Consider the following 14,954-nt stretch of genomic DNA (forward strand, 5'->3'; position numbering starts at 1 on the left):
CCCCCGGCTCCGGGTCGGGGCCAGGTTCCTCGGCGGCCGGCCCCACGTCCGCGCGCGCCGCAGTACCGGGACCGGATCGGTGTGCGGATCGGCTACTACGGGACAGTCCTCAGGCTATTGCTCTGGAACTCGGCCTTTCCGATGAACCAGCCGCCGGCGGACCGCTCCATCTTGACGGCGAACCCTCCGGGGTCGCGCTGGACGTACGTACCGTCGAAAGGGTCACTGAGCGTGCCGCCACTGCACGGGCAGCTTCCCGTGTCGCGGTAGTACGTCTTGACCGTCGGGTTCGGGCTGTAGGCCTGGGCCGGTGATGCCGTGCCGGCCAACGACCCCGCCAGCAGCGCCGTTCCGGTGGCCGGTCCCGCAATGCGTTGTCTGTTCCTCATCCCGCTTCATCCCCCCGTTCGGACACGTGCCGTTCGGCACGCGGCGTCCAACCATTGGGCGAGCTGGAGGGAGTTGGCGAGGGGCGGCCCGGTGGCGTGATTCGGCGGGCGGACCGGTCCATGGGGCACCATGCAACCAGCCCTCGCCGGCCCGGCCGGTGACAGTGTTGCCCGTGACCTCGACGGCCGACCCGCGTTAGGAGAGATGTGCCCAAGACTGTCATCTCGCAAGAGACCACCGCCTCGCCGCCGCCCGTCGACCCCGCTCTGCCGCCGTTTCTGCTGACCACACGTCAGGGTGAGGGGGCGCGTGCCCTCCTCTCGTACGTTGCCGGGCTGCCGCTCGCTTCCCCCGATGCGCAGCTCCTTGCCGTCATCGTGGCCATCCGGGCCGCGCGGGGCGGTGTCGGCAACGTCACCGGAACCGACGTGCGCTCGCTCAAGCTGGAGGACCCGAGCCGGGCCGTGGCCGATCTGGAGGCCGTCGGATGGCAGGTGCCGGGACCGTTGGTCGACGGGGACCAGGACGTCCCGGTGGGCATCAGGGTGCCCGACCTGAGCCGTGAGGCGGACCACCCGCTGCCGCTGGGCAAGGGCACCCGGTCGCGGGTGTCCGGATGGGCCATGCGCGCCCGGATCGCGAAGCCGGTCAGGAAGGCATCGCCGGCCACCCGGCTGGCCGCCCTGTTCCTCGCGGCCCACAGCACGTCCGAGCTCGACGGGCGGCTTCCCGGGGAACTGCCGGAGGCATGCCGTGCCGCCGTGCCCGAACTCGCCGTGAAGGGGTTCCTCGCGGACCTCTCCGGTGACGCGTACCGGCTGGCCCCGGTGGTGCGCCACCTCGCGGGCCTGCTCCGTACGCCGGAAGAGATCGCGGCGGAGGCGCGCGCAGAGGCGAGCCGCCCGCCCGCCGTCCCCGAGCCGGAGCAGATCACCCCGGCCGCGTGGGACGGGTGGAAGTCCGGCACCACTCCGGCTCTGCGGCGGCACGTGGAGGCGGTCGAGCACTGCCCGCTGTGCCGGTTCTCCACGGGGCGGGTGGCCAAGGCGTTCATGTATCCCCCGGCCGACATCCCGGCCCCCCGGTCCGTGCTCACCGCCTACGACGCCTGGGAGGACGGGCATCCCGACCGCGGACCGCAGGCCGCCGGTTTCGCCGCCTCCTTTCGCGCGGAACACGGTCACGGCCCCAGCTACGGCCAGCTGTGCAAGGGCCTGGGCTGGAAGCTGTCGCGGTCGCTGCGGGGCTTCGTCGTGCACCGGATCGTCGCCGAGGACTGGCTGACCGACACCTCACCGGTGCCGTGGACCCTGCGTCCGGGGCGGGTCGCCCAGGCCCACGGCATCGCCCTGCCGGGGCAGGCCGCGCGCAGCACTCGCTGATCAGTCATCGAGCGGGGCGGGTGCCGCCGTCCTGGCGCCGCGCGCGGAGAGGACCAGCTTCGCCGCGATGAGGAGTGCGGTGAGGATGCCCGTGACGAGGACGGGCGAGGGCGCGAACGTCGCGGCGAGAACGGCGACGACCGCGACGGGATGCACGGCGTCGGCGGCGTCGAGCCGTACCGGAGTGGGGTGGTGCAGCAGCCATACGAGGGTGATGAACACCGCGACGGGAACGGTGTAGACCGCGGCCGCCGCGTGGTCGGAGAGGTGTCCGTGGCCCGTGGCGTGGGCGACGTTGAGCGCCAGGCCGGCGCCGACGGCGGCTGCGGAGGCGAAGACGAAGTAGTGCCCGTAGCCCCAGAGCAGTGCGACGCGGAGGGTGGTGAGCCGCTTGGGCGCGCTCTGCGCGAAGTACAGCCACCACAGGGCGAAGACGGTCAGGAGCCCCCCGACGACGAGGGCGGCGAGGTCGCCGAGAGGCGCGTGGGTGTCGAGGGCGACGCGTACGGCACCGGTGGCGGCGGTGATCGACTCACCGAGCACGATCAGCGTGAACAGGCCGTACCGCTCCGCGATGTGGTGCGGGTGCCAGGTGGTGACGGCCGCCCGCTCGGCCCAGACGGGCACGGCGATCTCCCCGACCACGAGGACCGCGAACGTCACGAGCCCGCTTCCCTCGGGCAGGGAGAGACGTACGACCCAGCCGATCTGCACCACGAGGATCCCCACGACGTAACGCAGACAGCTGCGACGCCGCTCGGGATCGGCATGGGCGGCGCGCAGCCACTGGGCGACCATGGCGAGCCGCATGATGACGTAGCCCCAGGTGATGACCGTGAAGTCCTCGTGCTGCACCGCTTCGGTCGCACCGGCGGCCAGGACGAGTGCGCCGGTGATCTGTACGAGGGTGAGCAGCCGGTAGGGCACGTCGTCGGTGTCGTACGCGGAGGCGAACCACGTGAAGTTCATCCATGCCCACCAGATCGCGAAGAACACCATCGAGTAGCCGAGCACGCCGTGGCCGATGCGCCCCTCGGCCAGTTCGTGCTCGAACGCCTCCGCCGCCTGGGCGACCGCGGTGACGAAGCAGAGGTCGAAGAAGAGTTCCAGCATGGTCGTGGTGCGGTGCTGCTCGTCGGCCAGGCGGGCGACCATCGGCCGGTGCCACGCGGACTCGTTGCGGACGGGCTGCGAATGGCTCATGGGCCCGCATTCTTCCTCCCGGGCGAGCCGGCGTGCGGTGCCCCGGTCCACCGTTCGGGTGATCCATGGGGGATTGGACTCCGTTGGGGGGCCCGGGGAACGGGCTGCCCGTGCGCTTCCTGCCGCCGCGCGTGCGGCGTGTCGCGGCCACCCTGTTTGGCACAGTGCCGCTCCACGATCAAGGAACGGGATGAGCGGGGTGAGCGGTGTGGCCGTTGTGGGGCAGCCCAGGGGGCAGCAGAGGCTGAGGGACCTGGTGGGTGGATCCGGCGGGTCCGGTGGGCCGGGTGCGGCTGGTGGGCCTGCCGGGGATCAGCTTCGGCACAGCGACGAGGTGTGGGTACGGGCCGCCGGGGGCGCGGAAGGGATGGCCGTGCACCTCGGGCCGGTGAAGGCGGAGCTCGCGGCTGCGCATGAGGGCCTGTTGGCCGGTACGGCGGGGCTGAGCGCGCTCGCGGAACTGGGCAGCGTACGGGAGTCGTGGGAGCGGCGCTTCGAGTGCGCGCGCCGCGAGTGCGGTTCCCTGGCCGGGAGCCTGCGGGGCGTCGCACGGGCCCATGGCGAGACGAACGAGACCGTGAGGTCGTCCTTCATGCCGGTGGCGAGGCCGGAGCGGGGAGTCCTGCGTTGACCCCGCCGGCCGCCTCGCTGACCTGGGCCCAGTTACGGGACCTGAAGTGCGCCGAGCTGGAGGGCGCGGCCGACGGATGGGGGAAGGCCAGCAACCGTGCCGACGCCGGACGGGACCGGATCGAGAAGCAACTGCTGAACGGCCTGCGCGAGACCCAGCGGGGTGCGGCGGCTGACGCGGCGGTGGGCAGGCTCCGGCAACTGGGCAAGAACCTGCAGTACGTGTACACGGAGTGCGGCCTGGTCCGTACGGCCCTGAACAGCCTCGCCCACGAGATGCGGGCCCAGCAACGGGCCTTGCGGGACGCGCTGGACGACGCGGATGCGCTGAGGTTCACCGTGCACGCCGACGGCTCGGTGACGTACCCGGAGGCCGGGGAGAGCCTGGTCGACGGCAAACCGCTGGCGGGCGGCACGGCGTCGGTGACGTCGGCCCCGGGGCTCCTGCCGCCCTCCGGGCTGGTGGCCCCGAACCCGAACACGGCCAAGGCGCAGGACATCGCGGACCGGGTGACGAAAGCCGTACGGACGGCTGCCGAGATCGACTGGCGGTTCGCCGGAATCCTGCGGGAGCTGAAGGCCGAGGAGGGCCTGAAGGTCCCGGACCGGACGTGGACGGACGCGGCGGGCGACGCCGCGGACGTACGCGACGCGGCGCGCGGCTACCTGAAGTCGGGCATCCCCCTCGACGCGAGCCCGGCCGCGCGCAAGGCGTGGTGGGCGGGCCTGACGGACGAACAGCGCGAGGAGTACCTCGCGGTGTACCCGGACCAGATCGGCAACCTGGACGGCATCCCGGCCCTCGTCCGCGACACGGCCAACCGCGACAACCTTCAGCTGCTGATCGGCAAGCTGGACGGGTTGGAGGGCGAGGAGGCGGAGACGAAGCTGGCGGGGCTCCGGGAGATCGACCGGCAGCTGAGTGCGGGCCGGCAGCCGCCCATGTACCTGCTCGGTATCGGTGACGAGGGGAACGGCCGCGCGATTGTCTCGTTCGGGAACCCGGATACGGCGCGAAATGTTTCTGCCTATGTGCCGGGGTTGAATACGTCGTTGGATGAGGACTTTGCGCGGAATGACCTCAAGCGCGCCCGGGATACCGCTATTGGTACACAGCAGCATGATCCCTCGAGTGCCGGAATTGTTTGGCTCGGGTACGATGCGCCGCAATCGGTGGATGGATTTGACAGTCTCGACGTGATGGGGGACGAAAGGGCGGAGAGGGGCGGGGGTGCCTTCAATCGATTCATGGACGGCATTTCCGTTACGAATGAGGGGGAGGATCCGCATGTGACAGCGATTGGTCATTCGTATGGATCGCGCACTGTGGGGGCTGCCACCCAAGAGGGGGGCGGAATTCCAGGAGTCGACGATATCGTTCTGGTCGGAAGTCCTGGAGTTGGCGTAGACCGAGCGGAAGATCTCGGTGTTGGGAAGGATCACGTTTTCGTGGGTGCGGCAGAGAACGATGTCGTAACCAAGCTTCCATCCAAACAGCAGAGTGCTGTTGGTGCCGCTGTTTGGATGACAGGGCCGGTTGGTTCGTATCTCGTCGGTGATCTCGCAGATCAGGGTGATGACGATCTCTGGTTCGGCAAAGATCCGGCGAGCGAGGCGTTTGGAGCAAGGCGTTTTCCTGTAGGGGATGGGCCAAAGCTAGTTAGCGGTAACGGCCTTTCAATTGATGCGCATTCTCAATACTTCGATCCCGACAGAGATGCCTCGTCGGCTAACAGTATCGCGCTAGTCGCTGCTGGGCAATCAAATAGGCTTAGAGCGGAGGAGTACCGATGAGGGTTCGTGTATTGGTGTGTGGGGTGACGCTCCTTTTAGGACTGTCGATTTCCAGTTGCATGAGTGGTGGTGGGAGGGATGATATGGATATGCAGGAAGCTGCGGGGCGCGCCGACGAGATTATGGATGCAACGCTAGCGAGCATTAACCCGGTCGTGCAATGGGCTCATGGCCCCACGACCACGGGTTCCTGTTCTGTAACGCGACGCAGAGCTGTGATGACTGTTGTGTCCGATGAACGGCGAGGGAGCTTCTTGGGGTTGGTCGAGAGGGATTGGAGGAAGCGTAATTACAGGATCAAAGGGGTTAATAATGATAGGGACTCGCCTGCCATCTATGCCCAATCAGGCGGCGGTTTTGGAGTGACCCTGCTCTTTGGGGGAGGCCAAGCCTTCTTCGAGGTGGACAGCCCCTGCGTGGACGAGTCAGAGGTGGCCGAGTCGACAACGTCGCCCAATGGCCCGTCCTACGACGGCGTCTACCCGCTGCCCCGCCCCAACGTCCGCTCCGACTTCTGGTCCGCCGGAGCACCCTGATGCTCCATCAGTGACCCCGATGACTCGCACACACCGTCGAAAACACCCATGAACCCGTCCCCGATGGGGGAAGGTTGAGGGGTGCGGAAATTCTGGATGGTGGGTGGGATCGGCGTCGGGGCCGCCATGTGCTTCGTGGCGTTGCTCGTTGTCGGCACGTACTCCGCCGCCGCCGGCCTCGGGGGCGGCGGCGGTGGGGCCGTCGGGCTGGCCAAGGGGGCTGTGCCGGCCAAGTATCAGCCGTTCGTCGAGAAGTGGGGCAACCTCTGTCCCGCCATCAACCCCGCTCTCCTGGCTGCTCAGCTGTACCAGGAGAGTGGCTGGGATCCGGGGGCCGAGAGCCCGGCGGCCGCGCAGGGCATCGCGCAGTTCATCCCCGGGACCTGGGCCGGACACGGTATCGACGGGGACAACGACGGGGACCGGGACGTCTGGGATCCCGCCGACGCGATTCCGTCCGCCGCGTCGTACGACTGCGAACTGGCCGGGTACGTGAAGAAGGTTCCCGGCGACGCGACGGACAACATGCTGGCCGCCTACAACGCGGGCGCTTACCGGGTCATCAAGGCCGGCGGGGTCCCCGGGATCTCGGAGACCGAGAACTACGTCAAGATCATCCGGTCCCTGGAGAAGAGCTTCGCCAAACCGGTTGGCCGGGTTCAGCCCTCGCAGCAGGCCGCCGGCGCCATCTACTTCGCGCAGAAGAAGCTCGGCACGAAGTACCTGTGGGGCGGCAACGGGACGGTGGAGCAGGGCGGGCGGTTCGACTGTTCGGGGCTCACGCAGGCCGCGTACCGTACCGTGGACATCGAGCTGCCGCGGGTGGCGAACGATCAGTACAACGCCGGACCGCACCCGTCGCGTGACGAATTGCTCCCCGGTGACCTGGTGTTCTTCTCCGACGACCTGGCCAACTCGCGGGCCATCCACCACGTCGGCCTGTACGTTGGTGGCGGGTACATGATCAACGCTCCGTACACCGGCGCCGTGATCCGGTTCGACAAGATCGACTCGCCCGACTACTTCGGTGCGACACGCGTCACCAAGGACGGTGCCGCAGCCCTTCCGACCGCGCGGCCCGCCGCCTGACCGATGGGCGGCGGTGGCCGGAACTCTCTGTGAAGCCTGGGCCCTGAGCTGCGACGATGAGTCACTCTTCGGTAACGTCATGGTGATCATTCGGTGGAGAGTGGAACGTACGCGCGGAACGCGTCGTTCTCTGGTTGGACCGGGGCCGCAGCCACTGACCTAGCGTCGTCCCACGTACGTGATCGAACCGAACACGGGGGTTCGTCAGAGCGGTGCACATGGGCGTGTGCCGCAGTAACAGCAGACAAGGCAAGGGGCCGCGGCAGATGGCTGGACTCGCACTGGATGGGTCGAACCCCGACGTCAGCCTGCTCTACGACATCAACGGGCTCGCCAAGTCCGCTCCCACCTGGTTCGACCGGGTCATGGAGTTCATCGGCGAGTACGGGATCATGCTCGGCATGGTCCTGGTGGTCCTGTGGTGCTGGTGGAGTGCTCGCCGGCGCGGCACACCCGAGGATTCGGTGACGGCTGTCTCCGGGATCGTCTGGGCGCCGCTCGCAGCGGGCATCGCATTGCTGATCAACATCCCGATCCGCGGCTTCGTCGAACGGCCGCGGCCGTTCAAGGACCACCAGGGGCTGGACGTCCTGGTGGACGGGAAGAACGACTTCTCCTTCGTGAGCGACCACGCCACGATGGCGATGGCCCTCGGCGTCGGGCTCTTCGTGGCGAACCGCAAGTTCGGTATCGCGGCCATCGGGCTCGCGTTGCTGGAGGGTTTCTGCCGGATCTACATGGGCGTTCACTACCCGACCGACGTCATCGGCGGATTCGCCCTCGGCACGGCCGCGGCACTGCTGCTCGCCCCGCTCGCGATGATGCTGCTGACGCCTCTGGTGGGTGCCGTCTCACGGTCTCCCCGGCTGGGCCGGCTCGTACGGTCACGGCGGGCGCTGTCGGCGGCAGGGTCCGGGAGTCGGGGCGAGGCGCTCGGGATTCCCGAGCCGAGGCCCGGTTCGGGCGGCGGCGGTGACGGCGAGAAAGGGCTCGCGGCGTAGCGGCGCGGAGGCCTGAGGGGGCACGGGCAGTGCCCAGGTACGGCAAGTGCCCGGGTGCGGCAAGTGCCCGGGTACGGCAGCGCATAGGCACTGCCGTACCTGCTGTACCGGCACACCTGCCGCACCCGCACACCTGCCGCACCTGGCGCACCCGCACACCTGGCGTACCTGCCGCCTCGGGCGGGCCGGTCCCTCGTTGTGGCGGCCCGCCCCGCCGGGCGATCGCCGCTCAGAGCGACTGCGGGAACGTGAACAGGCCGTCCGGGTCGTACTGCTTCTTCACGTCGCCCAGACGGTCGGCGGCCGTGCCGTAGTAGGCGTCCCGCCAGTCCGTCAGTGCCGGGTCCGCGTAGTTCTGGTACGCCGCTCCGGATGCGTAACGGCGCAGCGTGGAATGGGTGTTTTTCAGCCAGTTCTGTTGTGACGTGCCCGATGTGCCGGGGCGCCAGGCGCCGATGTACTGGGCGAGTATCCGTGAGCGCCGGTGGACGAACGCCGTGGCCTGCGGGTCCACCCGGTTGATGGCTCCGCCCAGCGCGGTGAGCGCGATCGATCCGCCGCCGCCCCCGGCCGCGTCGAGCCGGGTGAAGGCCTCCGTGCGGTCGAGGAGGGACTGGACGCCGGCCGGGGGCAGCGAGTGGTCGTAGAAGTCGGACGCGGCCGCGTACGTCTCGCGCCCGAGCGTGCCCTGCGAGGTGCGACCCGGCGTGGTGCCCGGCAGGTGGCACTGCGCGTCGGTGATGCCCGAGCAGCCCGCGTACACGAGCATCGCCTCCTGGTAGCTGCGGCGGCGCAGCGAGACGGAGGAGGCCGGGGCGCCGATCCGGTCGGCGAGGCGGTCGACGGCGTTCTGCAGATCGCCGTACGTGCCGAGGCTGAAGGCCGAGACCGACACGGTCGGGTTTCCGCCGCCGGGGCCCGCCGCGAGGTGCGCGGAGGACCAGATCTCGTCCGGCTGGTCCGGTCCCCACTCCTGCCACGCCGTGACGACCGACCGGGCGCGCGACCAGGGCCAGGACATGAACGCGGTGACGGTCTGCGGGGCCGGGCGGGTACGGAAGCGGAGTTCGGTGACGACGCCGAAGTTGCCGTTGCCCGCGCCGCGCAACGCCCAGAAGAGGTCCGAGTGGTGCTTGGCGTCGGCGGTGAGGGTCTTGCCGTCGGCGGTGACGATCGTCGCGGCCGTGAGGCTGTCGCAGGTCAGGCCGTAGGCACGGGCCGCGACCCCGTGGCCGCCGCCGAGGGTCAGGCCGGAGATGGCGACCGTCGGGCAGGAGCCGCCGGGGATGGTCACGCCGTGCGCGGCGAGTCCCTGGTAGACGTCGAGGAGCCGGGCACCCGCGCCGATCGTGCCGTCCCCGGCGACGCGCGAGAGTGACGAGACGTCAATGACGAGCCGGTCGTCGCCGCTCGACCAGCCGCCGTAGGAGTGGCCGCCGCTGCGGATGGCGACGGGTGTGGAGCTGCGCCGGGCGAAGGCCAGGCACTCGCGGATGTCCGCCTCGTGCCGGACGTAGGCGACCGCGGCCGGTTTCTGGTTGTCGTAGCGGGTGTTGTAGAGCTGACGGGCCGTCGCGTAGGCGGCGTCGTCGGGGCGTACGAGGGAGCCGTCGAGGCTCTTGGCCAGCGCGGGCCAGTCCGCCGGGCCGGACGGCGAGGCCGTGGAGGGGGACGCGGACGCACCGGTCGGCGTCGGTCCGCCCGTCGTGGCCGGGGTCGAGCCGCCGGTTGGCGTGCCGGAGCCGGTGTCGTCGCAGGCGGTGGCGGTGACCGCGGTGAGTACGGCTGCGGTGCCCGCGGTCAGGACGGTGCGCCGGTTCGGCAGGGTCATCGGACCTCCGGGGTGGGGGGGAACGGGTCCTCGTGGGGTGTGGCCGGCGGTCCGGTCAGGGGGCCCTGCGGTGTGCGTCGGCGTCCGAGCGGGCCAGGTCGCGGGATCTGCGGGCCGGTCCGGACCAGCCGCAGCCGCAGCGGGCGGTGCAGAACGAGCCGCGTTCGACGGTGGTGGGTTCGTGGGCGGACCCGGCCGGTGGGACGGCCGGCGGAACCTCTGCGGTGTGTTGGTCATACACGCGTCCACGGTACTGGGCGGGGCCGTCCGGCGGTGAGGGGTGGGCGGGCGGCGTTACGGGGGACAGGGGCCGTCGTTATCCGGAACGGGTGGGGGGCTCGGGCAAGCGGCACGGCGTTGGGGGTTGGCAGGCGATGGTGGTGCAGCAGCACAGATCCGGAGGCGGGGCGCGCGCTGTGTGCGCCCTCGCCGCGATGGGCGTGATGGCGGCGGCCGCCGGTTGCTCGGGTGGTGGCGGCGACCGGGCCGCAGCCGACGACCGGGCCGGCCCCGGAGCCGTCGAGGCGGTGCGGCGGGCGGCCTCGGTGCTCACCGGGACGGACCCCGGCAACGCGTCCCCCCGCGCCCCCCGTACCTCTGGCCCCGGTACCACCGCCAAGGTGAGCACGTCGATGGAGACGGCGGCGGGCGGCACCCGGGTGACGATCAGGGGCCGGGGGACGTACGACTTCCGCAGCCGGTCCGGCCGGCTCCGCGTGGTGCTGCCGCAGGACGCCGTGGGCAAGGAGGAGCACCTGCCCATCACGGAACTGCTCACCCCCGGCGCGCTCTACATGATGAACCGGGGCGCCGGGGTGCCCAAGGACAAGTGGGTCCGGATCGACACGACGTCCCTGGCGGACGGCAACCTGGTGACCGGCGGGGCGACCGACCCGATGGCCGCGGCCGAACTGCTGCTCGGGGCGCGTGACGTGACGTACCTGGGCGAGAGCGATCTGGCCGGGGTGACGGTGCGGCACTACCGGGGGACCACCGACATCGGGCGGGCCGCGCGGCAGGCCCCGGCTCCCTCGCGGGGTGCGCTGGCGGCGGCGGCCAAGGGGTTCCGTACGGACACCGTGCCGTTCGACGCGTATCTGGACGAGCAGGGCCGGCTGCGCAAGGTGCGGCACCGGTTCAGCTTCGCCAACGAGGGGCCCGCGGTGGAGGTGGTGTCCACGACGCTGCTGTACGGGTTCGGGTCGCCGGTCTCCGTACCGCTCCCGGCCGGGCGCGACATCTACACCGGTGAGATCCGGCAGGGGCAGCAGCCGTGACCGCCGCGGGAGGAACCGCCACGGCAGGGAGCTCCGTGGACCGGTCCTGCGGGCGGGACCGTCGTGGACGGCCCGGCTGCGGGCTGTTGCGTAGGCATCTGGCCGAGGCGAAATGGTCCGTCCGTGCCATGCGCGGTGTGTGGTGCGCTCCCTACCCTAGGAAGTCGGCGACGGCAGTGAGAGGTGAGTGACGTGGTGACGCTCAGCGCACGGACCGTATCGGACCATGTGGCACTCGCCGAGATCGAGCTGTGCGGCGAGCTGATGATCGCGGCGTCGGCGGCGATCGGGGAACGGCTCAGTGCGGACCGTATCGACGAGGTGCTCGATGTGAAGGTGATCACTGAACGCACCACCGTCCCCCGGCAGGGAGAACACCGGGGCTGACGGCGGCGGGCAGACGGGAACGGGTCCACGGGTACGGGCCGGCGGGTACGGGCCGACCGGGACGGAGCGGCGGCTTCCCGGCGGGGCCCGGCGGCGCGCGGGAGCAGCGCGCGGGTGGCGGTGGCTCAGGTGCGCAGCAGCCGGGCGATGGCCTTGGTGGCCTCCTCGACCTTCGCGTCGATCTCCTCGCCGCCCTTGACCGCCGCGTCCGCGACGCAGTGGCGCAGGTGCTCCTCCAGCAGCTGGAGCGCGAAGGACTGCAGCGCCTTGGTGGACGCGGACACCTGGGTGAGTATGTCGATGCAGTAGACGTCCTCGTCGACCATGCGCTGCAGGCCTCGGATCTGGCCCTCGATGCGCCGCAGGCGCTTGAGGTGCTCCGCCTTCTGGTGGTGGTAGCCGTGTATGCCACGGTCGTGATCGGTGACGATCTCGACCGGGGGAACGGCGGTGTCCGCCGGGGTCGTGACGTCCGCGGTGTCCGGCGACCGGTCCGCCCCGGTGGCCTCGGTGGTGGTCATTGCTGCCTCCCGTTTTCCCTTTACCCTGCCGTTTACATACCCCTGGCGGGTATATCTTAACGAATTCAGCTGAAACGTGACCGGGGTCCCGTGCTGATCACTGTGCCTGATGCGCGACACTGAAGAATGCCGGTTAGCCGTGGCCGGATGATGCGCCTAGCATCAGCCTGACCGAATCCAAAGCACCCCGAGGACCCCACGTGCGCTTTCGTCTGACCCCCAGGGAGACGAGCTTCTACGACATGTTCTCCGCGTCTGCGGACAACATCGTCACGGGCTCGAAACTCCTGATGGAACTGCTCGGGGCGGATTCTGCCTCCCGAGTCGAGATCGCGGAGCGTATGCGGGCAGCGGAGCATGCGGGGGATGACGCCACCCACGCGATCTTCCACCAGCTGAACTCCTCCTTCATTACGCCGTTCGACCGCGAGGACATTTACAATCTCGCGTCGTCGCTCGACGACATCATGGACTTCATGGAGGAGGCGGTCGACCTGGTCGTTCTGTACCAGGTCGATGAGCTCCCCAAGGGTGTCGAGCAGCAGGTCGAGGTACTGGCACGGGCGGCGGAACTGACCGCGGCCGCCATGCCGAACCTGCGGACCATGGACAACCTCACCGAGTACTGGATCGAGGTCAACCGCCTGGAGAACCAGGCCGACCAGATCCACCGCAAGCTCCTCGCGCAGCTCTTCAACGGCAAGTACGACGCCATGGAGGTGCTGAAGCTGAAGCAGATCGTGGACGTGCTGGAAGAGGCCGCCGACGCATTCGAGCACGTCGCGAACACGGTGGAGACCATCGCGGTCAAGGAGTCCTGAACCACGTGGACACCTTTGTACTGATAGTGACGATCGGCGTCGCGCTCGGCTTCACGTATACGAACGGCTTCCACGACTCCGCGAACGCCATCGCGACGTCGGTCTCCACCCGGGCACTCACGCCGCGTGCGGCACTGGCCATGGCGGCGGTGATGAACCTCGCCGGCGCGTTCCTCGGCAGCGGGGTCGCCAAGACCGTCAGCGAGGGCCTGATCGCGACGCCCGAGGGCGACAAGGGGATGGGAATCCTCTTCGCCGCGCTGGTGGGCGCGATCATCTGGAACCTGGTCACCTGGTACTTCGGCCTGCCGTCCTCGTCCTCCCACGCGCTGTTCGGCGGCATGGTCGGCGCGGCGCTCGCGGGCGGGACGCTGGTGCACTGGATGGGGGTGCTCGACAAGGTCGTCATCCCGATGTTCATCTCGCCGGTGATCGGCCTGGTGGTCGGCTACCTGGTGATGGTCGCCATCATGTGGATGTTCCGGAAGTCCAACCCGCACAAGGCCAAGCGCGGTTTCCGGATCGCGCAGACGGTCTCGGCCGCGGGCATGGCGCTCGGTCACGGTCTGCAGGACGCGCAGAAGACGATGGGCATCGTGGTGATGGCCCTGGTCATCTCCGGCCACGAGACGTACAGCGACCCGATCCCGGTCTGGGTCAAGCTCGTGTGCGCGCTGATGCTGTCGCTGGGTACGTACGCGGGTGGCTGGCGCATCATGCGCACGCTCGGCCGCAAGATCATCGAGCTGGACCCGCCGCAGGGCTTCGCCGCGGAGACGACGGGCGCGTCGATCATGTTCGGCTCGGCGTTCCTGTTCCACGCGCCGATCTCGACGACGCACGTCATCACCTCGGCGATCATGGGTGTGGGCGCCACGAAGCGGGTGAACGCGGTCCGCTGGGGTGTCGCCAAGAACATCATCCTGGGCTGGTTCATCACGATGCCGGCCGCGGCGCTGGTCGCCGGCGCTAGCTACGGGGTCGTCGTGCTGTTGTTCGGCTGACGGTGGTGAGGCCCCCACGGGTTCGGGTGCCGGGTGCGCCCGGCGTGCGCTCTGTCCTCAATCGCCGGACGGGCTTGATGGTGCCGGACGGGCTCAGAGGTGTCGGACGGGCTCAGAGGTGCCCTCGATCGCCGGGCAGGCCCGGGTTTGCTTGATGTGGGTCCGCCCCGCTCTCTTGTGGAGAGCGGGGCGGACCCTTCGCCTTGTGGTGGCACCGCCATGCAGCACCCCAAGGCCGTCTGTGGGAGTGGAGTCGTTGTCCGGGCTCAGCCGAAGCGGCCGGAGATGTAGTCCTCCGTGGCCTGGACCGACGGGTTGGAGAAGATGCGTTCCGTCTCGTCTATCTCGATGAGCTTGCCGGGCATGCCGACCGCCGCCAGGTTGAAGAACGCGGTGCGGTCCGAGACCCGGGCCGCCTGCTGCATGTTGTGCGTCACGATGACGATCGTGAAGCGCTCCTTCAGCTCGCCGATCAGGTCCTCGATCGCGAGGGTGGAGATCGGGTCGAGGGCGGAGCACGGCTCGTCCATCAGCAGCACGTCCGGCTCGACCGCGATCGCGCGGGCGATGCACAGCCGCTGCTGCTGACCGCCGGAGAGACCGGAGCCGGGCTTGTTCAGCCGGTCCTTGACCTCGTTCCAGAGGTTCGCGCCGCGCAGCGACTTCTCCACGATGTCGTTCAGGGCGCTCTTGCGGTAGCTGCCGTTCAGCCGCAGGCCCGCCGCGACGTTGTCGAAGATCGACATGGTGGGGAACGGGTTCGGGCGCTGGAAGACCATGCCGACCGTGCGGCGCACGGTGACCGGGTCGACGTTCGCCCCGTACAGGTTCTCGTCGTCCAGCAGCACCTTGCCCTCGACGCGGCCGCCGGGGGTGACCTCGTGCATCCGGTTCAGGGTGCGCAGGAAGGTGGACTTGCCGCAGCCGGACGGGCCGATGAAGGCGGTCACCGAGCGGGGTTCCACGGTCATCGAGATGTCGTCGATCGCCTTGTGGCTGCCGTAGTAGGCCGAGAGGCCGCTGATGTCGATGCGCTTGGCCATCTGAATCACTGCTTTCCTTTGGCCGCCTCAGCGGCCGGCCACGCG

16 protein-coding genes are annotated in these 14,954 nt (G+C 69.5%); 10 read left to right on the plus strand and 6 right to left on the minus strand.

Features of this window, described 5'->3' with window-relative positions; genetic code table 11:
• Window positions 1–95 precede the first annotated feature (95 nt).
• Window positions 96–389 (minus strand): hypothetical protein, encoded by a 294-nt coding sequence (locus tag ACGFU6_RS30955; RefSeq protein WP_393615736.1) that lies wholly within the window; start codon window positions 387–389, stop codon window positions 96–98.
• A gap of 207 nt (window positions 390–596) precedes the next feature.
• On the opposite strand from ACGFU6_RS30955, the gene ACGFU6_RS30960 reads away from it, so the two are divergent.
• On the plus strand, window positions 597–1,772 hold the full coding sequence (locus tag ACGFU6_RS30960; protein WP_393615738.1) for a hypothetical protein: 1,176 nt from the start codon (window positions 597–599) through the stop codon (window positions 1,770–1,772).
• Here ACGFU6_RS30960 and ACGFU6_RS30965 read toward each other — a convergent pair whose 3' ends face one another.
• Window positions 1,773–2,975: a low temperature requirement protein A gene (locus tag ACGFU6_RS30965; RefSeq protein ID WP_393615739.1), complete on the minus strand. Its 1,203-nt coding sequence runs from the start codon at window positions 2,973–2,975 to the stop codon at window positions 1,773–1,775. It abuts the gene before it with no gap.
• 367 nt (window positions 2,976–3,342) lie between these two features.
• On the opposite strand from ACGFU6_RS30965, the gene ACGFU6_RS30970 reads away from it, so the two are divergent.
• The 5 genes from ACGFU6_RS30970 (at window position 3,343) to ACGFU6_RS30990 (ending at window position 8,025) form a co-directional block, all read left to right on the plus strand.
• On the plus strand, window positions 3,343–3,606 hold the full coding sequence (locus ACGFU6_RS30970) for a hypothetical protein (RefSeq protein ID WP_393615741.1): 264 nt from the start codon (window positions 3,343–3,345) through the stop codon (window positions 3,604–3,606).
• Entirely contained in the window at window positions 3,603–5,399 is a 1,797-nt protein-coding gene (locus ACGFU6_RS30975; RefSeq protein ID WP_393615743.1) for an alpha/beta hydrolase, read from the plus strand. Before ACGFU6_RS30970 ends, ACGFU6_RS30975 begins: the two co-directional genes overlap by 4 nt.
• A gap of 59 nt (window positions 5,400–5,458) precedes the next feature.
• Window positions 5,459–5,935, plus strand: coding sequence for a hypothetical protein (locus tag ACGFU6_RS30980; RefSeq protein WP_393615867.1), 477 nt, complete (start codon window positions 5,459–5,461; stop codon window positions 5,933–5,935).
• A gap of 96 nt (window positions 5,936–6,031) precedes the next feature.
• Window positions 6,032–7,024 carry an NlpC/P60 family protein gene (locus ACGFU6_RS30985; protein ID WP_393615745.1) on the plus strand — a complete coding sequence of 331 codons (993 nt, stop codon included), beginning with the start codon at window positions 6,032–6,034 and terminating at the stop codon, window positions 7,022–7,024.
• 266 nt (window positions 7,025–7,290) lie between these two features.
• Window positions 7,291–8,025 (plus strand): phosphatase PAP2 family protein, encoded by a 735-nt coding sequence (locus ACGFU6_RS30990; RefSeq protein WP_393615747.1) that lies wholly within the window; start codon window positions 7,291–7,293, stop codon window positions 8,023–8,025.
• Window positions 8,026–8,254: 229 nt separating this feature from the next.
• Here ACGFU6_RS30990 and ACGFU6_RS30995 read toward each other — a convergent pair whose 3' ends face one another.
• On the minus strand, window positions 8,255–9,856 hold the full coding sequence (locus tag ACGFU6_RS30995; RefSeq protein WP_393615749.1) for an FAD-binding oxidoreductase: 1,602 nt from the start codon (window positions 9,854–9,856) through the stop codon (window positions 8,255–8,257).
• A gap of 55 nt (window positions 9,857–9,911) precedes the next feature.
• The gene (locus ACGFU6_RS31000) at window positions 9,912–10,097 is read right to left on the minus strand and encodes a hypothetical protein (RefSeq protein ID WP_123524640.1); all 186 of its coding nucleotides are present in this window, start codon (window positions 10,095–10,097) and stop codon (window positions 9,912–9,914) included.
• A gap of 133 nt (window positions 10,098–10,230) precedes the next feature.
• Here ACGFU6_RS31000 and ACGFU6_RS31005 point away from each other — a divergent pair, with 133 nt between their 5' ends.
• Together ACGFU6_RS31005 and ACGFU6_RS31010 are read left to right on the plus strand one after the other, a co-directional pair.
• Window positions 10,231–11,133: a hypothetical protein gene (locus ACGFU6_RS31005; RefSeq protein ID WP_393615751.1), complete on the plus strand. Its 903-nt coding sequence runs from the start codon at window positions 10,231–10,233 to the stop codon at window positions 11,131–11,133.
• Window positions 11,134–11,325: 192 nt separating this feature from the next.
• On the plus strand, window positions 11,326–11,520 hold the full coding sequence (locus tag ACGFU6_RS31010) for a hypothetical protein (RefSeq protein ID WP_123527661.1): 195 nt from the start codon (window positions 11,326–11,328) through the stop codon (window positions 11,518–11,520).
• Window positions 11,521–11,645: 125 nt separating this feature from the next.
• On the opposite strand, the gene ACGFU6_RS31015 is transcribed toward ACGFU6_RS31010, so the two are convergent.
• A complete protein-coding gene (locus tag ACGFU6_RS31015) occupies window positions 11,646–12,041 on the minus strand; it encodes a metal-sensitive transcriptional regulator (RefSeq protein ID WP_393615753.1) in 396 nt (131 codons plus the stop codon).
• A 200-nt stretch (window positions 12,042–12,241) separates the two neighbouring features.
• Between ACGFU6_RS31015 and ACGFU6_RS31020 the strand changes: the two genes are divergently transcribed.
• Both ACGFU6_RS31020 and ACGFU6_RS31025 read left to right on the plus strand, forming a co-directional pair.
• Window positions 12,242–12,862 (plus strand): DUF47 domain-containing protein, encoded by a 621-nt coding sequence (locus ACGFU6_RS31020; protein WP_024493297.1) that lies wholly within the window; start codon window positions 12,242–12,244, stop codon window positions 12,860–12,862.
• 5 nt (window positions 12,863–12,867) lie between these two features.
• On the plus strand, window positions 12,868–13,866 hold the full coding sequence (locus ACGFU6_RS31025) for an anion permease (protein WP_393615755.1): 999 nt from the start codon (window positions 12,868–12,870) through the stop codon (window positions 13,864–13,866).
• Window positions 13,867–14,132: 266 nt separating this feature from the next.
• On the opposite strand, the gene pstB is transcribed toward ACGFU6_RS31025, so the two are convergent.
• A complete protein-coding gene (pstB, locus tag ACGFU6_RS31030) occupies window positions 14,133–14,909 on the minus strand; it encodes a phosphate ABC transporter ATP-binding protein PstB (RefSeq protein ID WP_123524636.1) in 777 nt (258 codons plus the stop codon).
• Between the last annotated feature and the right edge of the window lie 45 nt (window positions 14,910–14,954).

Origin of the sequence: Streptomyces sp. NPDC048462 (genome assembly GCF_043200175.1) — a bacterium.
In the GTDB taxonomy this organism is placed as follows: Bacteria; Actinomycetota; Actinomycetes; order Streptomycetales; family Streptomycetaceae; genus Streptomyces.